We start from the raw sequence: 24,434 nt of genomic DNA, 5'->3' as shown, positions 1-24,434 counted from the left end.
CCGCGTGAAGGGGGGCGGCGGCGCCAGCGATGCCTGCGGCGGCTGCGCCGAGAAAGGTTCGTCTGTCGAGGGCCGTCATGATAATGTCCCTGTTTCGGTTTCCGTCGGAAACCGTTCTGTCGGGAGGAATATGGCGGGCTGACATCGTTCACGAAAGATGGTGTTTCGGCGATTTACTGTCAATGCGGCGTTGACGGCATGCATGTGGGACTTGATTCCGATCAATGCTGGATGCCGGGCGGGATGCCACTTTTCCTGTCGTGAGGAACCCAGGAGATGGAATCGTGAAGGATCTGGCGCATTACAAGGACGTACTTCTCACCCGCAAACGCGAGCTTTACGGCCGCCTGCACAAGATCGACAGGGATCTCGATACGCTGAAAAGCAGCGACAGCGGCGAGCGCGCGGTGGAGCGCGAGAACGACGAGGTGCTGGAGGAATTCGGCGCGACAGGTCTCAAGGAACTGGCTGCGATAGATGCCGCGCTGGACCGGCTGGCGGCCGGCACGTTCGGCACCTGCGCGAAATGCGGCAAGCCCATCTCGGCAGAGCGCTTGTCGGCGGTGCCACAGGCGGCGCTCTGCGAGGAATGCATCGCGGGGCCGTAACCGCCCGCGTTTCAGCCGGCAATTATTCTTGATCCCGCTTTCCCTTGCCTGCGCGGTGCAAAGATACCACCATATGGTCTTGTATCATTGCAGGCAGGACATCGTGGAAATCAAGGGCGTCAAGTGGAACTATGACCGGTATGAGGTGATCGCCGACGGCGTCGTGCATGGCATCGGCGTCGTCTTCGCGCTGATCGGGGTAACGGCGCTGATCTTCTATGCGACCGTTTGGGCCAGCAGCGGCCAGCTTGCCGCCGCCTGGGTCTATGGCGTGGGTCTGGTGCTCTCGCTCGGCATTTCCTTCGCCTACAATATCTGGCCTGTCTCGACGGTGAAGTGGCATCTGCGCCGCTTCGACCACTCCGCGATCTTCATCCTCATTGCCGCGACCTACACGCCCTTCCTTCAACGCGGCATCGACGATCCGTTCCTGGCGGCCATGCTTGTCGGCATATGGGTGATGGCGGCGGCTGGCGTCGCGTTGAAGTTCCTCTTCCCCGGCCGTTACGACAGGCTGGCGATCCTCATCTATCTCGCCATGGGCTGGAGCGGCGTCTTTGCCGCCGGACCGCTGACCACGCATCTTTCCACGGCCACGCTCGCGCTGATCGTCGTCGGCGGCGTGCTGTATTCGGTCGGCGTCATCTTCCATGTCTGGGAAAAGCTGCGCTTCCAGAACGCCATCTGGCACGGCTTCGTCGTGGCTGCCGCCGCCGTGCACTATTCGGCGGTCCTGACCAGCGTCGTCGCCGGCGTCTGATCCCGCCCTCTACTGCGCCGCAGGTGCGACGCCCTGCGCGCTCGTGCAGCCCTGTGCCGGGCGCATCGATTTCACCAGCCGGCCGACCAGCGGCGAAATCGCCTTCTTCATCGTATCAGGATATTCCAGAACGAAGGAGGCCGCCGCGCCATCGCACAGCACAATCGCCCGGTGATAAAGGATCGACTTGCCGCGCGTGCCCGAAAGGCTGGCCCAGCCGGCCGTCTGCCGGTCGTAACTCAGATCCCAGCCCTCCCGCGCATAGGTCGCGCGCCGTTCCGCCACATCGTCAGTGAAGTTGCCGTTGGCGAGAGTCTGGCCCCAGACGGCGAGGGTCGCCTCGCCATTCGCATAGCTGCGCCCATCGCCGTTGTCGGCTTCTCGCACCAGCGAAAAGCCTGGCGGTATCTCCACCGCAAAGCCGAAGCGGGCATTGGCATAGGGCGTCCAGTCTGCGGCAAGCACGGCAAGAGGCAGGGAAAAAACAGCGATCAGGACAAGAAGGAGGCGCAAGCTGTAAGATCTCCGGTCATCAACAGGCAGGGAACGGATGGATCAGGCCATTTCTTCGGACTGGACAGCTTTCCCGCTCCTCTTGTAATCCATTTTCGAAAGCCGGGGGAAACATGGACATTACAATACGCGACGCCACGGAAGGCGACCTTCCGGGCATCATGGACATTTACAACGACGCTGTGGCCAACACCACGGCGATCTGGAACGAGGCGATTGTCGATCTCGAAAACCGCAAGGCATGGTTTGCCGCGCGGCGGGAGCGGGGCTTCCCCGTTCTGGTGGCGCTACGCGGAAAACAGGTGATCGGCTATGCATCCTACGGGGAATGGCGCGCCTTCGACGGTTATCGCCATACGGTGGAGCATTCCATCTATGTGCGCAGCGACACGCGCGGCACGGGAACGGGCGGCAAGCTGATGAAGGCGCTGATCGAGCGCGCGAGCTTCAACGGAGTGCATGTCATGATCGCGGGCATCGAGGCGGAAAACACCGCCTCGATCAAGCTGCATGAGAAGTTCGGCTTCCGCACTGTCGGCCGCTTCAGCGAGGTGGGCATCAAGTTCGGCCGCTGGCTGGACCTCACCTGCATGGAGCTGAAGGTGCCGAAGCGTTAAGCCGTCAGTCCGGGTCGAAGCTGAGCGCCACACCGTTCATGCAATAGCGAAGGCCCGTCGGGGCAGGGCCATCGGGGAAGACATGGCCGAGATGGGCATCGCAATCCGAACAGCGGATTTCCGTGCGCGTCATGCCGTAGGAATAGTCGGCGTGATCGGCGACGGCGCCCGGCTCGATCGGCTGGTAGAAGCTCGGCCAGCCCGTGCCGGAATTGTATTTCGCTTCCGACCGGTAGAGCGGCCTGTTGCAGCAGATGCAGCGATAGGTGCCCTTCTTGGACAGGTCGAAATCGGGGCTTGAAAAAGCACGTTCCGTGCCGTGCTCGCGGGTGATGCGGAACTGCTCGGGCGTCAGGATCTGCCGCCATTCTTCCTTGGTCTTGTTGACCTTCAATGTCGTCGTTTCGCTCATGGGAACCTCCAGTTGCTCCATAGATAGGACGCCAATTGTGGCAAGACAATCGGGCGCCGGATCATGCCGAACGTTCTGATGCCTTTGCCGTCAGTCCTCATAATGTCGTGAGCAAATGCCTTGCTGTGACGATCAAGGGTGGTCATTTTCCTTCGGGCATCCTAGAAACGGCGCCGGAATGATCGAAAGAAGACGGTCGAAGCCGCACGTGAGGGAGATTGAATGACAGGCACCATGGGCTTCACCTTGCTGGCCTTTTGCCTGCCGTTTATCGGCGCGCTTGTTGCACCCTTCCTGACGCGCCTGCTCGGCCACAACGCCGCCTGGCCGCTTGCGCTCATTCCCTTCGCCGTCTTCCTGCATTTCCTGGGCTTCAACGCCGACGTCGCAGACGGCCGCATCGTCACGGGCGGCTATATGTGGGTGCCGTCCTACAATGTCAGCTTCTCCTGGTTGATCGACGGCCTGTCGCTGACCTTTTTGCTGCTCATTTCCGGCATCGGCACGCTGATCGTGCTCTATGCCGGCGGCTACCTGAAGGGGCACAAGCATCAGGGGCGGTTCTTCTCGTTCATCCTCATGTTCATGGGCTCGATGCTCGGTCTCGTCGCGTCCGATAGCTTCCTGATGCTGTTCGTCTTCTGGGAACTGACCTCCATCACCTCCTTCCTGCTGATCGGCTTCGACCATGCGCGCGAGGCCTCGCGCCGCGCCGCCCTGCAGGCGCTGATCGTGACCGGCGGGGGCGGGCTGTTCCTGCTGGCTGGCCTCTTGCTCCTGTGGGACGTGACTGATGTCACGCAGTTCTCGCTGCTCATGTCTTTCGGCCCGGAGGTGCGCGCAAGCCCGTTCTATCTTGCGATCCTGTTCCTCATGCTGGGCGGTGCCTTCACCAAGTCGGCGCAGTTTCCGTTTCATTTCTGGCTGCCCAACGCCATGGAAGCGCCCACACCGGTCTCGGCCTACCTGCATTCGGCGACCATGGTGAAGGCGGGCGTCTATCTCCTGATGCGGCTCAACCCGGTGATGGGCGCAACACCCGCCTGGGAAACCATCCTGCCGGCCTTCGGCGGTCTCACGCTGCTGGTGGGGTCGGTGCTTGCCATTCGCCAGACGGACCTGAAGCTGATGCTGGCCTATACGACGGTCGCCTCGCTCGGCCTGCTGGTGATGCTGACCGGCTTCGGTTCAGAGCATGCGATTGCGGCAGCCGCGCTTTATCTCGTTGCACATTCGCTGTTCAAGGGTGCGCTCTTCATGGTCGCCGGCCTCATCGATCACGAGACCGGTACGCGTGACGTTACGAAGCTTGGCGGCCTGCGCCGGGCCATGCCCATAACCTTCCTTGCCGCCCTCGTGGCTGCGCTCTCCATGGGCGGGCTGCCGCCCTTTTTCGGCTTCCTCGCCAAGGAGGAAATCTACGCCGCGCTGGCCGGCGGCAATGCGCGCGCCATTGCCTTCACTTCTGCCGCCGTTATCGGCAATGCGCTGATGTTTGCCGTGGCCTTCGCCGTGGCGCTGAAACCCTTCCTCGGCAATGCCGTTGCGACACCGAAACAGGCGCATGAAGGACCGGCGCTGCTGTGGATCGGGCCAGTGCTGCTGGCGGTGACGGGGCTGGCGATCGGCATCTTCTCGGGGCTTGCCCACGCGCTGATGACCTCGCCGCTCGCCTCCGCCATATCGGGCACAGCGCAGACGGTCACCATCTCGGCGGTGCCGCATGCCGGCATCGCACTCTATCTCTCGCTGCTGACCGTCGCCATTGGCGTCGCCGTCTTCCTGAAGCTGAACGCGGCGCGCGGGGCAGCCGACCGGCTGATCGAGGATATCGGCTGGGGCCCCGACAGGGGCTTCGACCAGGCGATGCGCGGTCTTGTTCGCTTTTCGACACGGGTCGCGCGCTTCACCCAGCCCGGCCTCATGGAAATCTACATGACCGCCACCTTCGTCGTGGTGGCACTGGCGCTGCTTGTGCCGCCGGCAGTGTACGGCGAATGGCCGCGTGCCCCGGTCTGGCCCGCCGACATGCCGTTCCATGAACTGGCGGTCATGGTGCTGGCCGCGCTCGGCATCGCCGCGGTGCTGATGGCCAGGAACAGGCTGACGGCCATCGTTGCGCTCGGCATCCAGGGTTTCTGCGTCGCCATGCTTTTCCTGCTGTTTGGTGCCCCGGACCTCGCCTTCACGCAGTTCATGATCGAGACGCTCTCCGTCGTCATCCTGGCGCTTGCGATGACGCGGCTGAAGCTGACGCCGCGCGACCATCGTCCGCTGCGCGAGAAGATCCCCGATGCAGTGATCGCCATCGCCTGCGGTCTCGGTTTCGCGCTCTTCCTGCTGAGGGTCACGCAGGCGCGCTTCGACACTGCGCTCACCGACTTCTTCAACCTCTATTCCAAGACGATTGCGCACGGCGCCAATGTGGTGAACGTCATCATCGTCGATTTCCGCGGTACGGACACGCTGGGCGAAATCGCCGTCGTCATGGTGACGGGCCTTGCGATCCTCTCCCTCATCCGCGTCCGCAAGGGGAGGCGGGCATGAACACTCTGATCTTTCGCACCGTTGCGCCCTTCCTCACCGCCCTCATGGTGCTGTTTTCGCTGTTCGTGCTGTTGCGCGGCCATAACGAGCCGGGTGGTGGCTTCATCGGCGGGCTGATCGCCGTTTCGGCGCTTGCCATTTTCGGCATTGCCAACGGCATTTTAGCCGTGCGCCGTGCGCTGTGGTTCCATCCGATGGCGATCTCGGCCTTCGGGCTTTTCATCGCCTGCCTCGCCGGGCTGATGTCCATCTTCTTCGCCGTGCCCTTCATGACCGGGCTGTGGATCACGCCGGTCATCCTCGGCGTGGAGATCCCGCTGTCCAGCGTGATGCTGTTCGATACAGGCGTCTACCTCGTCGTGGTCGGATCGATCACCTCCATCGCGCTGGCGCTCGAGGCGGGGGACGACGCATGATGGAGTTTCCTTTCGCACTGCTCGTCGGCCTGTTCTTCGCCGCCGCCGTCTATCTCATGCTCTCGAAGTTCCTCGTGCGCGTGCTGCTCGGCGTGGTGCTGCTCGGCAACGGCGTCAACCTCCTGATCTTCACCAACGGGCGCATCCTGCGCGAGGTGCCGCCGATCATCCCTGACGGGCACGACGTGCCGACGATGCTCACCGCCAATCCGCTGCCGCAGGCGTTGATCCTGACGGCCATCGTCATTTCCTTCTCTTTCTTCGCCTTTCTTCTCGTGCTGGTCTATCGCGCCTATCAGGACCTGGGCACCGACAACGGTAACGAGATGCGCGCGGCCGAGCCGGAAAACGATCCCCTTCCGCCGACCGGCTACTGACAGGAACCGACCCGCCAATGGCCGCAAGCACCGCCGATCTTTCTGCAGCTTTCCTCATGACGCCGGTCGCGACCGCCGACTGGCTGGTCGTGCTGCCGCCGGCCTGGTGCATCCTTGCCGGCGCGGTTCTCCTGATGCTGCGCAAGTCGCTGCACCTGCAGGCGTGGCTGGCCGTGCCGGCGCTCGCGATCCTCGTCGTGCTCGACGGGTTGCTGCTGAGCCATGTTCTGGCCAACGGCCCGGTGACAATGGTGATGGGCCGCTGGCTGCCGCCCTTCGGTATCGCGTTCACCGCTGACCTGACGGGAGTGCTGTTCGCACTCGCCGGCGCGGTGGTGGCGCTGGCGGGCGCGGTCTATGCGATCGCCGATATCGACGGCAGCGGGCGGCGCTATGGCTTCTACCCGTTTCTGCTTCTGCTGATGGCCGGTGTCTCCGGCGCGTTCCTGACCGGCGACATCTTCAACCTCTATGTCTGGTTCGAGGTGCTGCTGATCGCGTCCTTCGGGCTCATCACGCTGGGCTCCGAGCCGCGCCAGATCGACGGTGCGATCAAATATGCCTTCCTCAACCTGATCGCCACGACGCTGTTCCTCGCCACGACGGGCTATCTCTACGGCATCTTCGGCACGCTCAACATGGCCGACATCGCCCTGAAGGCGGCGGCCGGGCGTGACAGCCTGCCGCTGATGACGCTTGCGACGCTCTACCTGCTCGCCTTCGGCATGAAGGCCGCGGCCTTCCCGGTGAATTTCTGGCTGCCGGCTTCCTACCATACGCCGCGCATCGTCGTGGCCGCGCTCTTCGCGGGCCTGCTGACGAAGGTCGGCATCTATGCGCTGCTGCGCACGCTCATCATGCTGTTTCCCGTCGAGCGGGAGGAGCTCAGCTTCGTCATCGCGCTTGCCGGCGCCGCCACGATGATCGTCGGCGCGCTCGGCGCACTCGGCCAGAGCGATGTTCGCCGGGTCCTCGGCTATGTCGTCATTTCCGGCATCGGCATCATGCTCGCCGGCCTTTCGCTCGGCAGCCCGGGCGGCGTCGGCGGCGCGATCTTTTATGCGTTGCATTCCATGGTGGTGATGACGGCGCTCTACATGGCCGCGGGGCTGATGGGCCGGCTTGCCGGCAGTTTCGACCTCAACCGCCTCGGCGGGCTCTACGGCCGCTCGGCGCTGTTTTCCGGACTGTCGCTCGTGCTGTTCTTTGCGGCATCCGGCTTGCCGCCCTTTTCCGGCTTCTGGCCCAAGGTCATGGTCGCCAAGGCGGCGCTGGATATCGGCGCCTGGTGGCTGGTGGCGGCGGTCTTCCTCACCGGCTTCCTCGTTACCATCGCGCTCGGTCGGGTCTTTGCGCTCGCTTACTGGCGTCCCGCGCCGGAAGCCCTGCCGGCGACGGCCATTCCCGCAAGCCTGCTGCTGCCGCTGGCCGCCCTCACGGCGCTGACGGTGGTCTTCGGCCTGTTCCCGGACGCGCTCCTGTCGACCATCCAGGCCGCCGCGCAGGGGTTGTCCGATCCGAGCGCCTATATCGGCTCGGTCTTCCCGGGAGGAACCTGACATGCGGCCCGCCGTCATCGTCGCGCTCTTCGCGCTGGTCTGGCTTGCCGTTTCCGGCAGCTTCACCATCCCCAATCTTCTGCTCGGCCTTGCCGCCGGGGCGCTGTCGCTCTGGCTCATCCGAGGCCATATCCAGCTGGACGGCCGTCGCGTCCGACCGCTGAAGGTGTTGTCGCTCGTCCTGCTGTTCATCAAGGAGCTTGCGCTCTCGGCCTGGAAGGTCGCGGTTCTGGTGGCAAGTCCGAAAATGGCGCTGAAGCCGGGCATCTTCGCCTTTCCGCTGACGGTCGACCGCGATTTCGAGATCACGCTGCTCGCCAATCTCATCACGCTGACGCCGGGCACCCTGTCTGTTGATGTCTCCGAGGACCGCAAGGTGCTTTATGTGCACGCGATCGACTGCTCCGATCCAGCCGCCGCGCGGCGGGATATCGCAAACGGTTTCGAGAAGAAGATCATGGAGGCCTTCCGCTGATGGGCGCTGAAACGATCCTCTCCGCCGCGTCGACGCTCGCGCTTGGGCTGATGTGTGTGGCCTTTTTCCTCACCGCATGGCGCGTCATCCGTGGCCCGACCCTGCCGGACCGCATCGTCGCGCTCGACATGCTGGTGGCTATCGCCATCGGCTTCATCGCCGTCATCGCCATCCGTACCGGCTTCAATCTCTATATCGACATCGCCATCGCCCTCGGGCTCGTCGGCTTTCTCGCCACCGTGGCCTTCGCACGCTTTGTGCTGAGCCATGGCATGTCGGAGGATGGTGAAGACCCAGCACTCGTGCCGGACAGGCCGCAGCGCGGCAAAGGCCGGCGCAAGGGGAGGGCGCGCTGATGCTCGATCTTGTCCTCGCCCTCATCGTGGCCGTCATGCTCGTTGCGGGCGGCATCTTCGTCTTTCTGGCCGCGCTCGGCATCGTGCGCCTGCCGGATGTCTATACGCGCATGCATGCGGCCTCGAAGGCCGGGACGGTGGGGTCCGGGCTCATGCTCTTTGCAGCAGGCATCCATTCGCTCGACATCGCGATCTTCATGCGGGCCTTTGCCGGTTTCGTGTTCTTCGTGCTGACCGCGCCGGTGGGGGCCCATCTTCTCGCCCGGGCCGCGCACAAGGCCGGATACCGCCTCGCGAGGGTCTCGACGGTGGACGAGATGCGCGATTCCGAACGGCGCGACGCCAAGAAACGCTGATATCCATTCAATAGTATATTCTAAAACTTGGAATAGTTCTTGAATTCTTCCGTGCGAAGAGACTTGGCAAAATCTATTGCTTCCTAACGGCAAGATAATGCTGGACATTAAATTGCGTAATGATATTTCAGATGAAGTAAAGCCGATGCGCTGATTTAATTCGTGTTCATTTTTCCTGCTTAGGTTGTGCGTCTCCCTAATCTAGCTCGCCCGCTATAGGTTTTGTTGAGATCGCCTCGCAGAAGCAGAGTATGTGATTGCAGAAATTATATTGGTGTAGAATTTCGGTGTTTTGGCAGGCGCGCCCGAAGACGGGTGTTGTTTCGCGGCCCGGACGTCGAGGAACAAGGCTTTGTGCACAAATTGAAGTGTAGGCGGATGGGAAGAGACTATCGGCTTGCGCACGTTCGACAGGAGAAAGACATGACTGATAATACCCTTGCCGCCGGCTCCACCCTGCTCGTTGAACTGACCGCGGACATCGTTGCCGCCTATGTCGGCAACCACGTCGTGCCGGTCTCCGAACTGTCGGGCCTGATCGCCGATGTGCATGCCGCGCTGAACAACACGACGCAGCCCGCCGCCGCCGTCGAGGCACCTGTCGTTGCCGAAAAGCCGAAGCCGCCCGTGCCGGTGAAGAAGTCCGTGCAGAACGACTACATCATCTGCCTGGAAGACGGCCAGAAGTTCAAGTCGCTGAAGCGCCACCTGATGACCCATCACGGCATGACGCCCGAGGAATACCGCGAGAAGTGGGATCTGCCGGCCGATTATCCGATGGTTGCGCCCGCCTATGCGGAAGCCCGTTCGCGCCTCGCCAAGGAAATGGGCCTCGGCCAGCGCCGCAAGGGCAAGTAAGCGCCGCATCGACGTCGCAGGAATCGAAAGGCCGGCGCCTCCAGGGGCGCCGGCCTTTTCTTTTGCTGAACGGGAGCATCATTGAGGAATAAAAGCCTAGATGCGGGGATGAGTTTCAAAAAAATGTTAATATTTTCAAGGAAAGGTTGCGCTGAAGTGCTTCATTCATCCCCGTTTGCGCTCTAGGGTGTATGAATAAATTCCTATTAACGGAGTGGCTCTTCATGCATCAGTTCCTTGTTCCGCACGCCCGCCCGTCCTGCCTGCCCGTTCCTGCCGATGCCGCGCCGGAAACCAAGAGTGCCGAACGCGTGGGCCGCTCCGCGCGGCCGGGCCGCGCCATGGATGGTCCGGACGGGCCCGTCGTCCCACCGGATATCGCCTGCCGAATCGTCCGCCATCTCGTGCTGGAAATGACGGCGCTGGCGAGCGACCGCCCGCTGTGGCGGCGCGACGGGCGTCGTTCCACCAGCCATGTGCGTCAGGTCGCCATGTATATATGCCACGTGGTGCTGAGCCTGTCGCTTTCCGATATCGGCACCGCCTTCGGCCGCGACCGCACCACGGTCGGCCATGCCTGCAACCGGGTGGAGGATCGCCGCGACGATGCCTCCTTCGATGCCTTCGTGGCGTCGATCGAGCGCGCCGTACTCGCCGTCTTCGGCCCCTCGGGGATCGGCAGCCATGCGTGAGATAAACGGGAAAGACGATGCGGCCCTGGCGCGGCTCCTGCGGTTCATGCTTGCCGCCCGGGTGGCAACGCTTGGCGGTGGCGACACGCTCACAGACCGCGACGGGCGCACCATGCCTGCGATGCCGACGGTTCTCGCCCGGGCGCTGCGTGATGGCCTCATCCGGCAGGAGGGGGATCGGTTGGCGGCGACGCCTGAGGCCCGGGCCTATCTGAAACGCCGCCTCGACGCGGCCGAAACGCCTTTCGCCGGCCAGCACCGCGACCTCACCGGCGTAATGGTGGTGCAGGACGGCGCGCGCGAAACGGCAGTGATGAACCGGCTCGAATCGCCGTTGTCAGGCATCGCGCGGCTGAAGGAGAAATCCGGCGAGGCCTATCTGCCGGAAAGCGCGATTGCCGCCGGCGAGCGCCTGCATGCGGATTTCACCCGCGGCGGCCTGCAGCCGCGCATGACCATGTCTTGGGAGCCGCGCATCGCGAGCCGCCAGAAGGGCGAGGCGGGGGCGGCCCGCGAGATCAGCGATACCGCACTTGCCGCGCGCCTGCGCGTCGCACGCGCCGTCGAGGCCATCGGCCCGGAACTGTCGGGCGTGGTGCTGGATGTCTGCTGCTTCATGAAGGGGCTGGAAACGGTGGAGCGTGAACGACAATGGCCGGCCCGCTCCGCCAAGTTGATGCTGCGCGCCGCCCTCATGGCGCTCGCCCGCCACTATGCACCGCCGGTCGCCAGAGGACAGCGCGCGCATCGATGGGGTGCGGAAGACTATCGGCCGGAGATGGGGCGATAGGTGGGAGGCATCCGGACGAGGAACGGTTACGCCGCCACCTTTATTGCCGCTTCCTCGCGGATGCGCTTGACCATGGAGCGCAGGCCGTTGGCGCGTTGGGAGGAGAGGTGTTCGACGAGGCCGATCTCGTTGAAGGTATCGATGGCGTCGAGGGCTGCGATCTCGGAGGCCCGCTTTCCTGAATAGATGGCGAGCACGATCGCAACGAGCCCGCGCACGATATGGGCGTCCGAATCGCCCTCGAAGGTCATGACCGGGTCGGCGCCGCCGGCACTGTGGCTGACGAGCCAGACCTGGCTGGCGCAGCCCTGCACCTTGTTGGCCGCCGTGCGCTTGTCTTCCGCCAGATCCGGCAGTGCCTTGCCGAGTTCGATGACATAACGATAGCGGTCCTCCCACTCGTCGAGGAAGGCGAAGTCGTCGATGATCTGCGTAAGCTCTGCCATGGTCCGTCCATTCCGCTGTTCCCCTTCATATAGGCGAGGGCACGGGCGATTTGAACCGAAAACCGCCGTCATGGACCGTATGAAAAAAGAAACGCCGCAGGGAACGGGTCCGTGCGGCGGTTGCAGTGCAACGAGTCAGGCAGGCAGTAAAACGTGAAAGAGGCTCAGCTCTTGCGATCGGGACGGCGGGTCGGGATGGCGACGGTGCCGGTGATGACCTCGTCCTCGGCATTGATGGTGGCGACGGCCGGAAGCGGCTGGTTCAGCGCTTCCTTTTTCGAATGGGCGGTCTGGGCGGCCTCGTCTTCGGCGAACTGGGTGTCGAGGAACTGGTAGGCGATGCGGGCACCCTCGCGGGCCCGGTGGCCCAGCGCAACAAAGGTTTCGCTGCCCTTCTCGCAGACATCGGGTTTTTCCAGGCACAGCGCCGTCAGGTAGTGAACGGCTTCCGTGGCGGCGGTGAAGGTATCGCCGATCTGCACGGTCGGTCCGTTTTCCAGCTTCGTCGCCGATTCAGGGCTCAGAAACGGGAGCAGGACCAGAACCATTGAGAACCAGAACGTTCCCTTGATCAGAAACCACATCGCTTGCCATCCTCGTTAAGGCCTCGGCTCTTTGCGGCCTTCGGCTTGATTGGTCCTTGGCGAACCGTTGATGCGAGAATAGGGCCCGGAAGGAAATTCCCCTTTGCAAGAATCATTCGGATTTTGCCCAGTTTTGATTAAAATTCGAACGAATCCGATCTTCACGGGCATTTGAGGCAGATTTTAGCATTCCCCGTTAAGGATGATGGCGTCCTCCACAGGCACGAGCGCCCGGAATGCCGGAGGACACCATGGGCCGGCTTTGCCCCAGAAGTTAATATGAACAGAAAAATGCCGCAAAATGAGGCGCTTACGCCCCGTTAACCACGCCGGACGAATGGCCGTTGGATTGCCCCGAAATGGGATTTTTCGGCCTTTTTCGACCCCTTCCGGTCCCCCGCGTTTATTCTTTCCTTAAGTCGCCGGTGCGATTTTGGGCTCACATAAAAAGTACATAAACGGCAGGGTTTTGCGTTGCGCCACATGAACAACATCGCTGACAGAATGGCCGCCCGTCTGGGCGCCGTCGCCGGCGTTGCTGGTGCTGACACGGCCGATGCGCGCCCCTCCGCCGCGCTTCGCGCGACCACGCTCGCCCTTCTGGCTGCGGTGCCCGGACTGCCGCTCGTGCTGTCGGCCGTCATGCCCGCCTCCGCCGCCCTTCCGGCTGGTGTGGCGGTGGCCGGAGCCGGTGCGCTGCTGGCAACGGCCGCCAGTGCCGTGCGCAAGCCCGCGCCTGCACCCGTGCGCACCTTTTCCGAAGAACTGGACGTTACGGCACCGCCGGCCGTCTCGCCCTACGATCTCTTCGCCGGCCTGGTGACGCTGCATGATGCGCGTGGTTTCGTGACCGCCGTGCATGGCCGCGACAAGGCCGATGTGCTGGCCTGGATGCGCGACCCCATCGGCCGCGGCTATCTCGACCAGATCCACGTGTCCGATAGAATCGGCTTCCTCGCCGCCATCGACCGCCTGCGCCAGGGCGGTACGCGCGAGACCGTGGATATCCGCATCGACCGGCCGAGCCTTGGGGCCGATGCCGAGCAGTTCACGCACATGCGCGTGGAGATGACGGCGCTTGCCGGCCCCGACGGCGCGCTGATCAACGTTATCGCCCAGTCGCACGACATTTCCGCCGAAGCCCGGCTGAAGGGCGAGAACGTGCGCCGCGCGGCCGACGCCGAATCGGCCAACGACGCCAAGACCCGCTTCCTTGCGGCCGTCAGCCACGAGCTGCGCACGCCGCTCAACGCCATTCTCGGCTTCTCCGACGTGCTGTCGGGCGAGTACTTCGGCAAGCTGGAGAACGACCGTCAGCGCGAATATGTCGCGCTCATCCATCAGTCGGGATCGCACCTGCTGTCGGTGGTCAACACCATGCTTGATGTCTCGAAGATCGAGGCCGGCCGCTATGAGCTTCTGACCGAGCCTTTCCGTGTCGCCGAAAGCGTGAAGGCCTGCGAGCAGATGCTCGGCCTCCAGGCACGCGACAAGGGGATCCAGCTGACGAGCCGCGTGCCGCGCGCCGTCGGCGAGGCCGTGGCCGACCAGCGGGCGATCCAGCAAATCCTCATCAATCTCGTCGGCAACGCCATCAAGTTCACCGACCGCGGCGGCATCGTCACCATCGATGCGGCGCGCGAGGGCAAGGACCTGCTGCTCGTCGTCAGCGACACCGGCATCGGCATTCCCGCCGACAAGCTCGCGCTGATCGGCCAGCCCTTCATGCAGGTCGAAAACGAATATACCCGCAAATACGAAGGCACCGGGCTCGGCCTGTCGCTGGTCAAGGGGCTCGTCGCCCTGCATGGCGGCAGCCTGACGATCCAGAGCCAGCCGGGCGAAGGCACCGTCATCACCGTTCGCATCGCGGCCGATGGTTCGGGCGTCGTGAGCGACACGAACGGCCGGACGGCATCGTCCACCGTCGATTTCCCGCCCCGCCTTGCGAGCGACAAAGAGACCGTTTACGAGCCGTCGAACGATGGCAAGGACACGCAAGATGAACGCGCACGTCAGAAGACAGCCTGAGCGGGGGCCGAAGGGCCAGGCCCGCAAGGGCCGGTCCGGCGGACGCAACCAGCCGCAGCGCCGGCCGAATGTCGCGCTCACCGCGCTCTCGGCGCTGGGCGGCCTCGTCGCGCGCCATCCCGCCACCGTAGGCGGCATAGCCGCCTTCATCGTCGTCTTCTCCTTCGTTGCGGCCAATGCGCTGTGGTATCAGCCGGGCGGTCATCCGTCGCCGTTCCTGAAAACCCGATCCGCCGACAATTCGCTGGGCTTCACCGCCACGCAGCCGGGGCCGAAGGACGTCACGACCTTCGTCATCGAGCGCGAGGGGGAGGAGGGCGATCTGCCCGAAGTGACCGGTGTCACACCCGCCGAGCGTCCGTTCGATGAGGTCGCCGCACTGGTGGAGAAGAGCTCCGCCGACGTGCCCGCCGCAAAGGACGAGGCCGATCCGGTTGCTGCCGCGATCCTGCGCGCCGAGGCCGATCCGGGCGTGACCTCGGCTGTGGCGAAGCCCGTTCCGAGCGAACTCGTCATGAAGATCCAGAAGGGGCTGAGCAACATCGCCTATGCCGATATCGCCGTGGACGGGCTGATCGGCGAGAAGACGCGCACCGCCATCCGACATTTCGAAAAGCACTATCGCCTGCCCGTGACGGGCGAGCCCAACGAGCAGGTGCTCGCCAAGCTCAAGGATATCGGCGCGCTCTGAGGGCGGATTAGACGAAAGTCTTAAGCCTACAATGTCCTGCCACGCCAGGTTGTCTTAAAGGAAGCGTTAACCCTATCCCCGGATGATTGCGCGATCATCGGGAGGATAGCCGAACCATGTCCAATGCCGCCTTGCGCGAAGAGACGCAGCTCTTTGAAGAGGAAACGCCGGCAGATGCGGCCGCGCTGCGCCGGGTCATCGGGGCGTTGGCGGGCGAGGCGTCAGACCTCGGCATGCATCTCGTCGACATTGCCGGTTCCATTCAGGACACCGCCGCTCAATCGCGCGAGCATGCCGCACTCTTCACCCGTCTTAACCAGTCGGCTACGGCGATTGCCGGCACCAATGGCGATATCGCCCGCGCCCTCGGCGAGACCGACGCGCTGGCCGGCAGTGCGCGCACGGTTCTGGGCGAGCAGGCGGCGCAGCTCGACGGCTCGATTGCCGCCATCGACCACATGGTGACCGCCTCCCACGAGATCGGCACGGAAATCTCCGCCTTTTCCGGCGCACTGGCCGATGTGGGACGGCTGGCGGACGCCATCGGCACCATCGCGCGCCAGACGAACCTTCTGGCCCTCAACGCAGCCATCGAGGCAGCCCGTGCCGGCGATGCCGGCAAGGGCTTCGCCGTGGTGGCCGCCGAGGTGCGTACGCTGTCGCTCCAGACCTCCGAGACCACCGCATCGATCCAGAAGACCTTGCAGGCCTTGCGCGCCCGCATCGACAAGCTGGAGGCGGCGGGCGAGGAGGCGCGTGTTTCCGCCGAGGATGTGAAGACGACGGCCGCCGAGGTGCAGGGATCGTTTTCGGGTGTCGAGCAGGTCATGTCGAAGATCCTCGACAGCGCCTCGTCGCTGGCCGCGACCGCCGGCGCGGTGGACCGGGAATGCAGCGAGTTCGCGCGTGCCATCGGCGCCGCCTCCACGGATATCATCCGCACCAACGAGGTCCTGCAGGGCGCGTCCGCCAAGGTGGGCGAGGTGGTGACGATTTCCGAACGCATCATCCAGGCGACGGCGCGGGCGGGCATCGATACGCCCGACAGTCCCTATATCCGCCTCGTGCAGCAGCTGGCCGACGAGGTCTCCGGCCGCTTCACCGCCGCCGTGCGCCAGGGCGAAATCGGCCTTGCGGCGCTGTTCGACCGTCAGTACCGGCCCATCCCCGGCACCGACCCCGTGCAGATGATGACCGCCTTCACGGACTTTACCGATAGGGTGCTGCCGGCGATCCAGGAGCCGGTCGTGGCCGCAGATGCGCGCGTCGCCTTCTGCGCGGCGGTGGACGAGAACGGTTACCTGCCCACCCACAACCGCGCCTTCTCCGCGCCGCAGCGGCCGGACGATCCGGCCTGGAACACCGCCAACTGCCGCAACAGGCGCATCTTCAACGACCGCGTCGGCCTTTCGGCCGGCCGCAACACCGAGCCCTTCCTCGTCCAGACCTACCGCCGCGACATGGGCGGCGGACAATATGTGCTGATGAAGGACATTTCCGCGCCCATCACCGTCGACGGTCGCCATTGGGGCGGTCTGCGGCTGGCGATTCGGGTGTAGCGGGGCCGCGGGACCCGGCTTTACGGCTGACGTGGGGTGAGGGGCACCTTGCTCCACCTCACCGCGCCGTGTATGCCGCCGTGATGCGCGTTCGCACCGACATCTTCGTTTCCGCCCTGATGCGCCGGGTCTTCGCCCGCGGGGATTTCGCTGCTGTGGAGGTAAAGGGCGCTGAGGCGGCAGGCGCGGTCTTCGTGCGGCAGATGTTTCGCGACGGCACCGAGAGTCTGCACGCGCCGGCGCCGCAGAGCTTCTTCGACAGCGAAGAAAGCGACACGCGCCTGTTCGAGACGCGGCTGGAGCGCGTGGCGGCCCATGCGGTCGCCGAGGCGGTCGACCGGGAACGGCGCTTCGACAGCGATCTGTGGGTGGTGTCCGTGGAGACGGACGATCTCGCGGGCCTGATCGATTTTGCGGAAGACAGCCCGAAGGACGACGGTTTCTTCCGGCGTTAGGCTGCGCCTGTTCCAAAGGAAACAGCGGCGAACCGGCCGCCATGGGAAAACAGGGTCACGCCGGCATGGGCCGGTGGCTCACCCTGGAGGACCCCATGTTCATCGTGCTGCCCGCTCTTGCACTGCTGATTTCGGTCATGTTCTTCGTGACGATGGTTGCGGCGCTTTCCGCCGGGCGGGATGACGCAGCGGCAATTCGCACACCGGGAAAACGCGGACTTTTCTGAGAAGCTGTCAAACAGCGGGGCGTTGCCGTCCCGTCTGAGAGGATTTGCCGTGGTTATCCAGCCCCTTCACCTCCATGTCATCGGTATTGGCGGCCGCCGGAAGGCCATCACCATTCGTGTAGCTGTCCGCCCGCTGCCAGCTTTCGATGCGTCGCACCGCCTCGGCGGCATCTAGCGAGGCGAGCAGGGTGTCGGCCCCGCCATCGGCCAGGTGCGGATAGAGCGTTGACAGCACGAAGAGGCTGTCGGCTTCTGGCACGCGAAGCGCCAGCAATGTTTCGGCAAGCTGCCGCCCGGACACGTCGAGCAGGATGCGCTCGGACAGCCACTGGCTGGACGACAGCGCGTCGGCGAGCGTCACGGCGATCATGCCGACATCGCCGGTGCGCGCGAAGCGCACGAACAGCGACTGGTGAATCTCGGACGCCGGAAAGACGCGGATCGGTGCCTCGACGGCGGGTGTCGCGGCCCGCACGAGGGCGCGCAGCTCGTCGCGCATCTTTTCCTCGCGGTCGAGCCGTGCGGCTTCTTCCAGCGCGGCGTCGCGGTCCTTGCCGGTGCGGCGGCTGGCATGTTGCTGATGGGTGCCGACCAGCGCCTCGATGATGGCGGGAGAAAGATTATCGCGCCGCCCGATGGCGCGCGCATGTTCGGGACCGGCGATGCGCAGGATGTGCTTGATCGTCGCATCGTTGAGCGTCTTCGCGCCCATGAGGAAGATCGCGGCAATGGCAATGGGCTGGCGGGCGATGAAGAGGGCGGTTTCCTCGGGGATCTGCGGGCAGCGCGACAGCGCCGCCACCGCCTGGCGCCGGGCCTCGTCGGAAGAAGCTATATAGAGCGGCTGGAAAAGCTCACCGAACTGGCGCAGGTCCGATTTCGACGGAAAGCGCAGGCTTTCGAAGCTGGAGACCGTGGCCATCAGAACGATGTCCTTCGGCCGCCCCGCCTGCGGTCTCTCCAGTTCGCGAAACCTGTCCGCCACGAAACACCTGTCATCCCCGGACCGGCAGCCCCTGGCCGGTCATACCGTCATTCACGAAAACCGAAGGAAAGAGGTCTGTCTGTTGCCGCGATGTGCATTTGGCGCAATCGTTTGAAAAACAATAGACTTTCCGAAAATAGCTCTCCTGCGAACGGCATTCGCCGCTCCCGCTTACTGTAGGTCCTTCATGATTAACGGACGGTAAAGGCAGCGTCCTCACCTGTGCACAATCGGGGCGGAGGGTATGCCCGGCGCAAGAGTGTGCCCGATAGTTCCGGCATCCATCCGCCGGCGCAACACATCGCAACCGGCGCTGAACGTTGACATGACGGGTGGGGGCTGCTGGCGCTTCTTATCCTGGCGTCGGATCTTTCGATGGTCGGCTATGCCTTCGGCCCCACGGCGGGCGCGGTGAGCTACAATATGGTGCACAGCTATATTTTCGCCGCGGGCCTTGCGGCGCTCGGCTTAGTCTGGCCGCTTCTGCTTCCCGTCGCCTGCATATGGGCCGCCCATATCGGGATCGACCGGGCGCTTGGCTATGGCTTGAAGTCCGTCTCGGCCTTCAATGAAACCCATCTCGGCCCCATCGGCCGCCGTCGCTGAATGCGCCTGTAACCACGGTAACTGCCATAATGCCGTGATCACGGTAGTGTTAACAGCGTGTTAACCAGACTGTCGTTAGTTTTGAGGATGTGGTTCGGTTCGTCTCCCGCAGGGGATGTGGTAGGTTCCGGCCATGGTGATGGTGGTGATCCCTCGGGATGCGCTGCCGTGCGTGGGAAAGGTGCGATGTTCCGGTTTCCGGTCGGTCGCCAGACACATTCCCGTGATGGGAAAACTTCTGGTCCCGTATCGCCGTTTTCTACCCGTATGCGACAGGCTCGATAGCAGGCTCATGTCGCATCCGGAGGACGGACCGGATGCACCGGCTCGAAAAACGGGCAGGGTGAGATTGTAGAGTACTTCATCCGTCTCGATTCTTCTTATGGAGGCGAGAATGGCAGACGTGGTACGATTGACGGAATGGGCAGGACGGACGCCAAGACGCGATCATGTCCGGCCGGCGGAACCGGCACAGGTTCTTCTCTTCACGGGTGTGCGCTATGAGCGCCTTACCCCTGTTTTGCCCGCGCCGCGCGGCAAGACGGCAAAACACGGCGGTCCCGACACGGCCCGTCGGACCTAGAGCGCGTCACGCGCCGAACGGTACGTGCGCCGGAAGCGCGCGTCCCTAGCGGTCGGCCGTGAACGGCTCGCAGCTTGCGCCCGCCAGAAAGGCGGCGGCCTCTTCCTGACGGCTGCGGGTCGGCACGAATGTCCGCAGCACCGCATAGCCTTCCTCTCCCCGCATCTCCACCAGAATGGACTGTTCCAGCTCCTGCGGCACCGCCTTGCGGATCGCGATCAGCTGGACGGGTGTTGCGACCAGCGTATCGAGCGCGCCGCCGACAGAGGTGCGGTCGTTCATGCTGAACACCTCGTTGGAGGCACTGTCATAGACGGCGAGCGACCAGAAGGGCACATCGCCTTCCGCGAAGAGGCGGACCGGGCCGTTCTCCACCGAAAACGCGCAGACCGCCGTCAGCATGGACGGGTCGTCGTTGATCGGCAGCAGCGTGTTGCCGCTGCTGGCCAGCGGGAAGAAGCGGTTGGGCTCGTCGAAGGCCTGAACGCGGGTATAGGCATCGCGCCCGGTGAAGCTCGGCAGCGACAGGATGATGACGATGTGCAACAGGGCGGCCCCGACCAGCCCGATCACGATGGCATAGAGAAAGCTACGCATCCGCGCAGTCCAGCCGGTTGATGGCGGGCATGGCGAGGTCGATCACCCCGGAACTGCCGGCGGTGGGCGTGTCGAGCAGCGTCATGACGAGCAGGAAGGGCGCGCGCCCTTCCGGAATGGCCAGCCAGTTGCCCGCAGACGCCGAGGACGAGATGCGGATGGAAAAGGCGCTGTCGGCACCGCGCAGCACGGACCAGGCGTTGACGCCGGTCGGCAGACCATTTCCGGTGCCTTCGAGCGGATTGCCCGCGCTGTCGGCGGCATGCAGCGTCCACAGCCGTGCAGGCGGCGTCAGGCCCGCTATCTCGTAACGGCAGTTTTCCACCAGCGTGCGCTTCTCGCTGTCGCGCGCGGCGGTGAAGGTCAGGCCCTCGGCGCTGCCGAGCAGGAGCTTGCCATCACGCGCGCGGTGCGCCTTGGCATAGGGATCGGCATCGATCGTCTGGGCATTGGGAAAGGCCGTCCACGGTCCAAGCGCGATCGCGCCGAAGCCGACCGTCGCGCGCAGCGCGTAGATCGAGCTCAGGATGCCGAACCCGAAGGCGACGGCGAGCGCTGTGGCGATGACGAGGGGTGTGCGGAACAAGACGATCGACCGTTGGAATCAGCTGCGGGTTACTCTGTCCGGTTCGCTCTAGGCAGGTCAAGCGTATCGTCGAGCGCGGCCACGCGGCCATCCGGCTTGAGGGGCTTGGCCTCGGTGAACTGGCGGGCGACGTCTTTGAGGAGTTTCGTGACATCCGTGGACAGCGAACGCGGGCGAACGAGGGCGGGCAGGGCACTCTCGTCGGGATTGGTCTGCGCGACCTCCGTGGCCTGCTTGCCATCCGGCAGCGGATTTTCGATGCCTGGAATGGCGCGCAACTCGATGCCCTGGTGGGCATAGTCCATCAGGCGCTTGAAGGTCATGGCGGGCAGGGAGCCGCCGGTCATGTTGTTGGTCGACGTATAGTCGTCGTTGCCGAACCAGACGGCCGTCGTGTAGTTGCCGGTGAAGCCGACATACCAAGCGTCGCGATAGGCCTGTGTCGTACCCGTCTTGCCACCCGACACGATGCCGCGGTCGAGCGCGCCGCGCCGCGCAGTGCCGCTGACGGGAATGGTGACGAAGATGCGGTTCATCGAGGATGTCGCCTGATCCGACAGGATCTGCCGGGCGGGCAGCTCGTCACGGCCGAAATCATAGAGGATGTCGCCGTCGTAATTGATGATCTGGCTGATGCCATGGCGGCGCGCCTGCCGGCCGCCGGCCGGGAAGACGGCATAGGCCGTCGCCTGATCGAGCACCGTGACCTCGGTGGTGCCGAGCGGCATGGTCTTGTCGGTGCGCAGCGGCGTCTCCACGCCCATTTCCTTGGCAAGTTCGGCGATGCGCTTGGTGCCGAGCTTGTCCTTGGCGAGGCGGACCGGGACGGTATTGATGGACTTGGCCATTGCCGTCATCAGCGTGACGCGGCCGGCATAGCTGCGGCCGTAGTTCTGCGGCGACCAGCCGCCCCAGCTGATCGGCCCATCGACGATGGTCGTCTCGGGCGTCATGCCGGCCTCCATGGCGGCGGCATAGGTATAGGCCTTGAAGGACGAGCCCGGCTGGCGCAACGCCCGGGTCGCGCGGTTGAACTGGCTTTCGCCGTAATCGCGCCCGCCGACCATGGCGCGCACCGCGCCGCCGTTCTCCACCATGACCAACGCGCCCTGCTTGACGCGGTAGCTGTCGCCATACTGGCGAAGGCCGCTCTCCACCGCCTCTTCCGCGGCGGCCTGCAAACCCATGTCGATGGTGGTGCGCACGACCAGCGAATGCTGGGCGAAGGGCTTGGCGATGCGCTGCACCTCGTCGAAGGCCCAGTCGAGGAAGAAATCCGGCGCCGTCTTGTCCTTGCGGTCGATGACGGTGGCGGGATTGCGCCGCGCGGCGATCACCTGGCCCTCGGTCATCAGCCCGCCCTGCACGAGATTGGTCAGCACCTCGTTGGCGCGGCCGCGCGCCGCCGGCAGGTTGACATGCGGCGCATAGCGCGCCGGCGCCTTGAACAGGCCCGCCAGCATGGCGGATTCGGCAAGGTTCACATCCGTGATGTTCTTGCCGAAATAGAACTGCGCCGCCGCCGCCGCGCCGAAGGTGCCGCCGCCCATATAGGCACGGTCGAGATAAAGCCGCAGGATCTCCTTCTTGGAAAGATTGGCCTCCAGCCAGAGGGACAGGAAGGCTTCCTTGATCTTGCGCTCCAGAGTCCGCTCGTTGGTGAGGAAGAGGTTCTTGGCCAGCTGCTGGGTAAGCGTTGAGCCGCCCTGCACGACTCCGCCGGCGCGGGCATTCTCGTTGAGCGCGCGGGCAAGGCCGAGAAAGTCGATGCCGAAATGGCTGAAGAAGCGGCGGTCCTCTGTCGCCAGAACCGCCTTGATGAGGTGGTCGGGCAGCTCGTCGATCGGCACCGAATCCTCATGGATGATGCCGCGATGGCCGATCTCGTTGCCGTAGCGATCAAGGAAAGTGACGGCGAAATCGCTCTGGGCGCGCCAGTTGCCCTTGGTCTCCTCGAAGGCGGGAAGGGCGAGCGCCAGAAGCAGCACGAAGCCGGCCGTGCCGAGGTTCATGCCTTCGCCAGCCAGCTCGAAAACCGCCTTCTTCCAGCCGCGCACATGAAAGCGGCGGGAGAAGATGGTGATCTCTTCCCAGATCTCGCCGAGCCGGAACCCGGCGTTCCAGACCGTGGAATCTATCCACGAATCCAGCCGCAGCAGGACATGCCGCTTGCGGCGGCGGGGTTGTTCGGGCTTAGGGCTGTCGTCTTCCACGTCTCTTACCTTGTCGGAGGCGGCCGCAGCCTGCCCGCATCCGGTTAACGTCCTGTGACCACCGGTTTATTCTTGCACGATACCAGTCTTTTCCAAGGCAAAGAACGGAATTTCCGCATGAAGGTTAGCGCGCACGCCTCTTGACCTTTGCGGCCGAGGGGTTCAGGGGTCGCGCATGACCAAGCCGATGACCGAAACCCCGCAGGACCTGCCGTTCTGGAAGACCAAGACGCTCGCCGAGATGAACGACGCGGAATGGGAAAGCCTGTGCGACGGCTGCGGGCTCTGTTGCCTCAACAAGCTGGAGGACTGGGAGACCGGCGAGATCGTCTGGACCTCGATCCGCTGCACGCTGCTGGACGGCGAGAGCTGTCGCTGCTCGGATTACGAGAACCGGCAGGCGACCGTGCCGGACTGCATCCGCCTGACGGTGGAAAGCGTGTCGGAAATCCCATGGCTGCCGCCGACCTGCGGCTATCGCCTCGTGCGTGACGGCCTCGACCTCTACTGGTGGCATCCGCTGGTCTCCGGCGACCCCGACACCGTGCACCAGGCCGGCATTTCGGCGCGCGGCCGCACGATGAGCGAGGATGGCATCGATATCGACGACTACGAGGATTACCTCGTGACGTGGCCGCTGGAAGTGGGCGAGAAGACGTAGCGCTGCCAGGCGTTTACGCGAAAAATCGAAATAATAGGAAAATAGTCCTTGACGGCGTGACGGTCGTTTGATAGGTTTATGGCATAGTCGGAAAGGTGCGGGCGGATGGATCGCCGAGCTTTCCGGAGGCTTTATGGCTTCGGCGGCATCCGCCCGCAGCCGGCTTGAGAAAATTTTGTTAGGCGCTCGTTCCTATGGACCGGGCGCCTTTTCGTTTTCGGGTGTGCGATGGACCAGTTTTCGACGATCGATCTCGACCTTTTCGGCATTTCGCCTGACATGGCGGTTTATGATGGACTCGGCGCGCGTCGGGCCATTCTCTACGGTGGAGCGGCCCCGCTGCTCGACACCAAGGCCGACGCGCCGGGCGACCCCTTTCTCGACATGCAGGCGATGCTTCTCGAAATGACGAAGGAACTGCGTGAGCGCTTCCAGCGGTTCCAGAGCCAGAAGGTTCTGGCCGAGCAGGATGCGGACGCAGCCGTGGACGACGCAGCGCGCAAGGTCGCCCAGACCGATGCCAAGGCGGCCATCGAGGCCGTGTCGCTCATCGTTCGCACGCTGGAGAAGATCGACAGCCTGCAGCGCACGCTGATCAATGAACGGGCTGAGGCCGCAGCGGCTGACGGTGACGACGAGAACGAGGCGGCGCTGATCGAGGAGTTCGACCGGCTTGTTGAGGTGCGCGTAAAGGAGCGGATGGATGCCGCCAAAAGCGAATGGATGCGCGAAATCCGGGCTGGCGGCGATGCTGCCGCGGGAATGGAAAGCGGGCCGTAAGGAGCGGCGCGCCTGCCGGGCGATCGGAAAGAAGTCGGACGGAAATTTGAGGGCGGCGGCCACGGGCTTGACGATGATCGAGGAAAATCGTGGG

The 24,434-nt window shown here is 64.1% G+C and carries 30 protein-coding genes; 22 read left to right on the top strand and 8 right to left on the bottom strand.

The genetic code is table 11. The features are described from left to right. The first annotated feature begins 284 nt into the window (after positions 1–284). Positions 285–608, top strand: a complete 324-nt coding sequence (locus MNR02_RS12105) for a TraR/DksA C4-type zinc finger protein (RefSeq protein WP_241597318.1) — start codon at positions 285–287, stop codon at positions 606–608. 73 nt (positions 609–681) lie between these two features. Continuing rightward, positions 682–1,368: a hemolysin III family protein gene (locus MNR02_RS12100; RefSeq protein ID WP_371746666.1), complete on the top strand. Its 687-nt coding sequence runs from the start codon at positions 682–684 to the stop codon at positions 1,366–1,368. A 9-nt stretch (positions 1,369–1,377) separates the two neighbouring features. Here the strand turns inward: MNR02_RS12100 and MNR02_RS12095 are convergent, their stop codons facing one another. After that, positions 1,378–1,881, bottom strand: a complete 504-nt coding sequence (locus MNR02_RS12095) for a hypothetical protein (protein WP_241946947.1) — start codon at positions 1,879–1,881, stop codon at positions 1,378–1,380. 113 nt (positions 1,882–1,994) lie between these two features. On the opposite strand from MNR02_RS12095, the gene MNR02_RS12090 reads away from it, so the two are divergent. Continuing rightward, positions 1,995–2,498, top strand: a complete 504-nt coding sequence (locus MNR02_RS12090) for a GNAT family N-acetyltransferase (protein WP_241946946.1) — start codon at positions 1,995–1,997, stop codon at positions 2,496–2,498. 4 nt (positions 2,499–2,502) lie between these two features. On the opposite strand, the gene msrB is transcribed toward MNR02_RS12090, so the two are convergent. Next, complete coding sequence (gene msrB, locus MNR02_RS12085) at positions 2,503–2,910, bottom strand: peptide-methionine (R)-S-oxide reductase MsrB (protein ID WP_241597309.1); 408 nt, start codon at positions 2,908–2,910, stop codon at positions 2,503–2,505. A gap of 222 nt (positions 2,911–3,132) precedes the next feature. Here msrB and MNR02_RS12080 point away from each other — a divergent pair, with 222 nt between their 5' ends. The 10 genes from MNR02_RS12080 (at position 3,133) to MNR02_RS12035 (ending at position 11,336) form a co-directional block, all read left to right on the top strand. Beyond that, a complete protein-coding gene (locus MNR02_RS12080) occupies positions 3,133–5,457 on the top strand; it encodes a putative monovalent cation/H+ antiporter subunit A (RefSeq protein WP_241946945.1) in 2,325 nt (774 codons plus the stop codon). Then, positions 5,454–5,873, top strand: coding sequence for a Na(+)/H(+) antiporter subunit B (locus MNR02_RS12075; protein WP_241946944.1), 420 nt, complete (start codon positions 5,454–5,456; stop codon positions 5,871–5,873). The genes MNR02_RS12080 and MNR02_RS12075 overlap by 4 nt, the downstream gene beginning before the upstream one ends. Beyond that, positions 5,870–6,250 carry a Na+/H+ antiporter subunit C gene (locus MNR02_RS12070; protein ID WP_241597300.1) on the top strand — a complete coding sequence of 127 codons (381 nt, stop codon included), beginning with the start codon at positions 5,870–5,872 and terminating at the stop codon, positions 6,248–6,250. Before MNR02_RS12075 ends, MNR02_RS12070 begins: the two co-directional genes overlap by 4 nt. 17 nt (positions 6,251–6,267) lie before the next feature. Then, positions 6,268–7,809 (top strand): Na+/H+ antiporter subunit D, encoded by a 1,542-nt coding sequence (locus tag MNR02_RS12065; RefSeq protein ID WP_241946943.1) that lies wholly within the window; start codon positions 6,268–6,270, stop codon positions 7,807–7,809. A gap of 1 nt (position 7,810) precedes the next feature. Beyond that, on the top strand, positions 7,811–8,284 hold the full coding sequence (locus tag MNR02_RS12060) for a Na+/H+ antiporter subunit E (RefSeq protein ID WP_241946942.1): 474 nt from the start codon (positions 7,811–7,813) through the stop codon (positions 8,282–8,284). Further along, positions 8,284–8,640 carry a cation:proton antiporter gene (locus MNR02_RS12055; protein ID WP_256465725.1) on the top strand — a complete coding sequence of 119 codons (357 nt, stop codon included), beginning with the start codon at positions 8,284–8,286 and terminating at the stop codon, positions 8,638–8,640. Before MNR02_RS12060 ends, MNR02_RS12055 begins: the two co-directional genes overlap by 1 nt. Continuing rightward, positions 8,640–8,996 (top strand): monovalent cation/H(+) antiporter subunit G, encoded by a 357-nt coding sequence (mnhG, locus tag MNR02_RS12050; RefSeq protein WP_241597290.1) that lies wholly within the window; start codon positions 8,640–8,642, stop codon positions 8,994–8,996. The genes MNR02_RS12055 and mnhG overlap by 1 nt, the downstream gene beginning before the upstream one ends. A 423-nt stretch (positions 8,997–9,419) precedes the next feature. Next, a complete protein-coding gene (locus tag MNR02_RS12045) occupies positions 9,420–9,854 on the top strand; it encodes a MucR family transcriptional regulator (RefSeq protein ID WP_241597278.1) in 435 nt (144 codons plus the stop codon). Positions 9,855–10,078: 224 nt separating this feature from the next. Beyond that, a complete protein-coding gene (locus MNR02_RS12040) occupies positions 10,079–10,546 on the top strand; it encodes a helix-turn-helix domain-containing protein (protein ID WP_241946941.1) in 468 nt (155 codons plus the stop codon). Continuing rightward, complete coding sequence (locus tag MNR02_RS12035) at positions 10,539–11,336, top strand: DUF6456 domain-containing protein (protein WP_241946940.1); 798 nt, start codon at positions 10,539–10,541, stop codon at positions 11,334–11,336. Before MNR02_RS12040 ends, MNR02_RS12035 begins: the two co-directional genes overlap by 8 nt. Before the next feature lie 26 nt (positions 11,337–11,362). Here the strand turns inward: MNR02_RS12035 and MNR02_RS12030 are convergent, their stop codons facing one another. Then, the gene (locus MNR02_RS12030; RefSeq protein ID WP_241597272.1) at positions 11,363–11,782 is read right to left on the bottom strand and encodes a SufE family protein; all 420 of its coding nucleotides are present in this window, start codon (positions 11,780–11,782) and stop codon (positions 11,363–11,365) included. Between the two features lie 164 nt (positions 11,783–11,946). Beyond that, entirely contained in the window at positions 11,947–12,366 is a 420-nt protein-coding gene (locus MNR02_RS12025) for a DUF5330 domain-containing protein (protein WP_241946939.1), read from the bottom strand. A 483-nt stretch (positions 12,367–12,849) separates the two neighbouring features. Here MNR02_RS12025 and MNR02_RS12020 point away from each other — a divergent pair, with 483 nt between their 5' ends. The 5 genes from MNR02_RS12020 (at position 12,850) to MNR02_RS22925 (ending at position 17,329) form a co-directional block, all read left to right on the top strand. Next, positions 12,850–14,397 carry a HAMP domain-containing sensor histidine kinase gene (locus tag MNR02_RS12020; protein WP_241946938.1) on the top strand — a complete coding sequence of 516 codons (1,548 nt, stop codon included), beginning with the start codon at positions 12,850–12,852 and terminating at the stop codon, positions 14,395–14,397. Then, complete coding sequence (locus tag MNR02_RS12015; protein ID WP_241946937.1) at positions 14,369–15,088, top strand: peptidoglycan-binding domain-containing protein; 720 nt, start codon at positions 14,369–14,371, stop codon at positions 15,086–15,088. The genes MNR02_RS12020 and MNR02_RS12015 overlap by 29 nt, the downstream gene beginning before the upstream one ends. Positions 15,089–15,204: 116 nt before the next feature. Continuing rightward, complete coding sequence (locus tag MNR02_RS12010; RefSeq protein WP_241946936.1) at positions 15,205–16,647, top strand: methyl-accepting chemotaxis protein; 1,443 nt, start codon at positions 15,205–15,207, stop codon at positions 16,645–16,647. 83 nt (positions 16,648–16,730) lie between these two features. Continuing rightward, positions 16,731–17,102, top strand: coding sequence for a DUF1491 family protein (locus tag MNR02_RS12005; RefSeq protein WP_241597257.1), 372 nt, complete (start codon positions 16,731–16,733; stop codon positions 17,100–17,102). Positions 17,103–17,197: 95 nt separating this feature from the next. After that, positions 17,198–17,329: a hypothetical protein gene (locus tag MNR02_RS22925; protein ID WP_256464473.1), complete on the top strand. Its 132-nt coding sequence runs from the start codon at positions 17,198–17,200 to the stop codon at positions 17,327–17,329. Positions 17,330–17,336: 7 nt separating this feature from the next. On the opposite strand, the gene MNR02_RS12000 is transcribed toward MNR02_RS22925, so the two are convergent. Next, positions 17,337–18,314: a hypothetical protein gene (locus tag MNR02_RS12000; RefSeq protein WP_241946935.1), complete on the bottom strand. Its 978-nt coding sequence runs from the start codon at positions 18,312–18,314 to the stop codon at positions 17,337–17,339. Between the two features lie 375 nt (positions 18,315–18,689). Here MNR02_RS12000 and MNR02_RS11995 point away from each other — a divergent pair, with 375 nt between their 5' ends. Both MNR02_RS11995 and MNR02_RS11990 read left to right on the top strand, forming a co-directional pair. Continuing rightward, positions 18,690–18,920: a DUF4260 family protein gene (locus MNR02_RS11995; RefSeq protein WP_241597251.1), complete on the top strand. Its 231-nt coding sequence runs from the start codon at positions 18,690–18,692 to the stop codon at positions 18,918–18,920. 394 nt (positions 18,921–19,314) lie between these two features. Continuing rightward, positions 19,315–19,503: a hypothetical protein gene (locus MNR02_RS11990; RefSeq protein WP_241946934.1), complete on the top strand. Its 189-nt coding sequence runs from the start codon at positions 19,315–19,317 to the stop codon at positions 19,501–19,503. A gap of 45 nt (positions 19,504–19,548) precedes the next feature. On the opposite strand, the gene MNR02_RS11985 is transcribed toward MNR02_RS11990, so the two are convergent. Genes MNR02_RS11985 through MNR02_RS11975 form a run of 3 tightly spaced genes read right to left on the bottom strand, consistent with a single transcriptional unit; the run spans position 19,549 to position 22,899 of the window. Further along, complete coding sequence (locus MNR02_RS11985; RefSeq protein WP_241946933.1) at positions 19,549–20,100, bottom strand: DUF1254 domain-containing protein; 552 nt, start codon at positions 20,098–20,100, stop codon at positions 19,549–19,551. Continuing rightward, a complete protein-coding gene (locus MNR02_RS11980) occupies positions 20,093–20,686 on the bottom strand; it encodes a DUF1214 domain-containing protein (RefSeq protein ID WP_241597243.1) in 594 nt (197 codons plus the stop codon). Before MNR02_RS11980 ends, MNR02_RS11985 begins: the two co-directional genes overlap by 8 nt. Before the next feature lie 29 nt (positions 20,687–20,715). Continuing rightward, the gene (locus MNR02_RS11975; RefSeq protein WP_241946932.1) at positions 20,716–22,899 is read right to left on the bottom strand and encodes a transglycosylase domain-containing protein; all 2,184 of its coding nucleotides are present in this window, start codon (positions 22,897–22,899) and stop codon (positions 20,716–20,718) included. A gap of 175 nt (positions 22,900–23,074) precedes the next feature. Between MNR02_RS11975 and MNR02_RS11970 the strand changes: the two genes are divergently transcribed. Both MNR02_RS11970 and MNR02_RS11965 read left to right on the top strand, forming a co-directional pair. After that, positions 23,075–23,560: a YcgN family cysteine cluster protein gene (locus MNR02_RS11970; protein WP_241946931.1), complete on the top strand. Its 486-nt coding sequence runs from the start codon at positions 23,075–23,077 to the stop codon at positions 23,558–23,560. 228 nt (positions 23,561–23,788) lie between these two features. Continuing rightward, complete coding sequence (locus MNR02_RS11965) at positions 23,789–24,340, top strand: hypothetical protein (RefSeq protein ID WP_241946930.1); 552 nt, start codon at positions 23,789–23,791, stop codon at positions 24,338–24,340. The last annotated feature ends 94 nt before the right edge of the window (positions 24,341–24,434 follow it).

The sequence above is a fragment of the Shinella sp. H4-D48 genome (assembly GCF_022637395.1).
Classification (GTDB): domain Bacteria; phylum Pseudomonadota; class Alphaproteobacteria; order Rhizobiales; family Rhizobiaceae; genus Shinella; species Shinella sedimenti.
Note: the sequence above shows the minus strand (reverse complement) of the source record. Positions and strands in the feature narration are given on the sequence as shown.

What these genes read in the sequence shown, in the direction of transcription:
- MNR02_RS22925 (WP_256464473.1), top strand. Translation starts at nt 17,198, where the DNA reads ATGTTCATCGTGCTGCCCGCTCTTGCACTGCTGATTTCGGTCATGTTC.
- mnhG (WP_241597290.1), top strand. Translation starts at nt 8,640, where the DNA reads ATGCTCGATCTTGTCCTCGCCCTCATCGTGGCCGTCATGCTCGTTGCG.
- MNR02_RS12075 (WP_241946944.1), top strand. Translation starts at nt 5,454, where the DNA reads ATGAACACTCTGATCTTTCGCACCGTTGCGCCCTTCCTCACCGCCCTC.
- MNR02_RS12055 (WP_256465725.1), top strand. Translation starts at nt 8,284, where the DNA reads ATGGGCGCTGAAACGATCCTCTCCGCCGCGTCGACGCTCGCGCTTGGG.
- MNR02_RS12080 (WP_241946945.1), top strand. Translation starts at nt 3,133, where the DNA reads ATGACAGGCACCATGGGCTTCACCTTGCTGGCCTTTTGCCTGCCGTTT.
- MNR02_RS12015 (WP_241946937.1), top strand. Translation starts at nt 14,369, where the DNA reads ATGAACGCGCACGTCAGAAGACAGCCTGAGCGGGGGCCGAAGGGCCAG.
- MNR02_RS11995 (WP_241597251.1), top strand. Translation starts at nt 18,690, where the DNA reads ATGGTCGGCTATGCCTTCGGCCCCACGGCGGGCGCGGTGAGCTACAAT.
- MNR02_RS12005 (WP_241597257.1), top strand. Translation starts at nt 16,731, where the DNA reads ATGCGCGTTCGCACCGACATCTTCGTTTCCGCCCTGATGCGCCGGGTC.
- MNR02_RS12100 (WP_371746666.1), top strand. Translation starts at nt 682, where the DNA reads ATGGTCTTGTATCATTGCAGGCAGGACATCGTGGAAATCAAGGGCGTC.
- MNR02_RS12030 (WP_241597272.1), bottom strand. Translation starts at nt 11,782, where the DNA reads ATGGCAGAGCTTACGCAGATCATCGACGACTTCGCCTTCCTCGACGAG.
- MNR02_RS11965 (WP_241946930.1), top strand. Translation starts at nt 23,789, where the DNA reads ATGGACCAGTTTTCGACGATCGATCTCGACCTTTTCGGCATTTCGCCT.
- MNR02_RS12060 (WP_241946942.1), top strand. Translation starts at nt 7,811, where the DNA reads ATGCGGCCCGCCGTCATCGTCGCGCTCTTCGCGCTGGTCTGGCTTGCC.
- MNR02_RS11970 (WP_241946931.1), top strand. Translation starts at nt 23,075, where the DNA reads ATGACCAAGCCGATGACCGAAACCCCGCAGGACCTGCCGTTCTGGAAG.
- MNR02_RS12040 (WP_241946941.1), top strand. Translation starts at nt 10,079, where the DNA reads ATGCATCAGTTCCTTGTTCCGCACGCCCGCCCGTCCTGCCTGCCCGTT.
- MNR02_RS12070 (WP_241597300.1), top strand. Translation starts at nt 5,870, where the DNA reads ATGATGGAGTTTCCTTTCGCACTGCTCGTCGGCCTGTTCTTCGCCGCC.
- MNR02_RS12020 (WP_241946938.1), top strand. Translation starts at nt 12,850, where the DNA reads ATGAACAACATCGCTGACAGAATGGCCGCCCGTCTGGGCGCCGTCGCC.
- MNR02_RS12035 (WP_241946940.1), top strand. Translation starts at nt 10,539, where the DNA reads ATGCGTGAGATAAACGGGAAAGACGATGCGGCCCTGGCGCGGCTCCTG.
- MNR02_RS11990 (WP_241946934.1), top strand. Translation starts at nt 19,315, where the DNA reads ATGGCAGACGTGGTACGATTGACGGAATGGGCAGGACGGACGCCAAGA.
- MNR02_RS12025 (WP_241946939.1), bottom strand. Translation starts at nt 12,366, where the DNA reads ATGTGGTTTCTGATCAAGGGAACGTTCTGGTTCTCAATGGTTCTGGTC.
- msrB (WP_241597309.1), bottom strand. Translation starts at nt 2,910, where the DNA reads ATGAGCGAAACGACGACATTGAAGGTCAACAAGACCAAGGAAGAATGG.
- MNR02_RS11985 (WP_241946933.1), bottom strand. Translation starts at nt 20,100, where the DNA reads ATGCGTAGCTTTCTCTATGCCATCGTGATCGGGCTGGTCGGGGCCGCC.
- MNR02_RS12010 (WP_241946936.1), top strand. Translation starts at nt 15,205, where the DNA reads ATGTCCAATGCCGCCTTGCGCGAAGAGACGCAGCTCTTTGAAGAGGAA.
- MNR02_RS12045 (WP_241597278.1), top strand. Translation starts at nt 9,420, where the DNA reads ATGACTGATAATACCCTTGCCGCCGGCTCCACCCTGCTCGTTGAACTG.
- MNR02_RS12065 (WP_241946943.1), top strand. Translation starts at nt 6,268, where the DNA reads ATGGCCGCAAGCACCGCCGATCTTTCTGCAGCTTTCCTCATGACGCCG.
- MNR02_RS12090 (WP_241946946.1), top strand. Translation starts at nt 1,995, where the DNA reads ATGGACATTACAATACGCGACGCCACGGAAGGCGACCTTCCGGGCATC.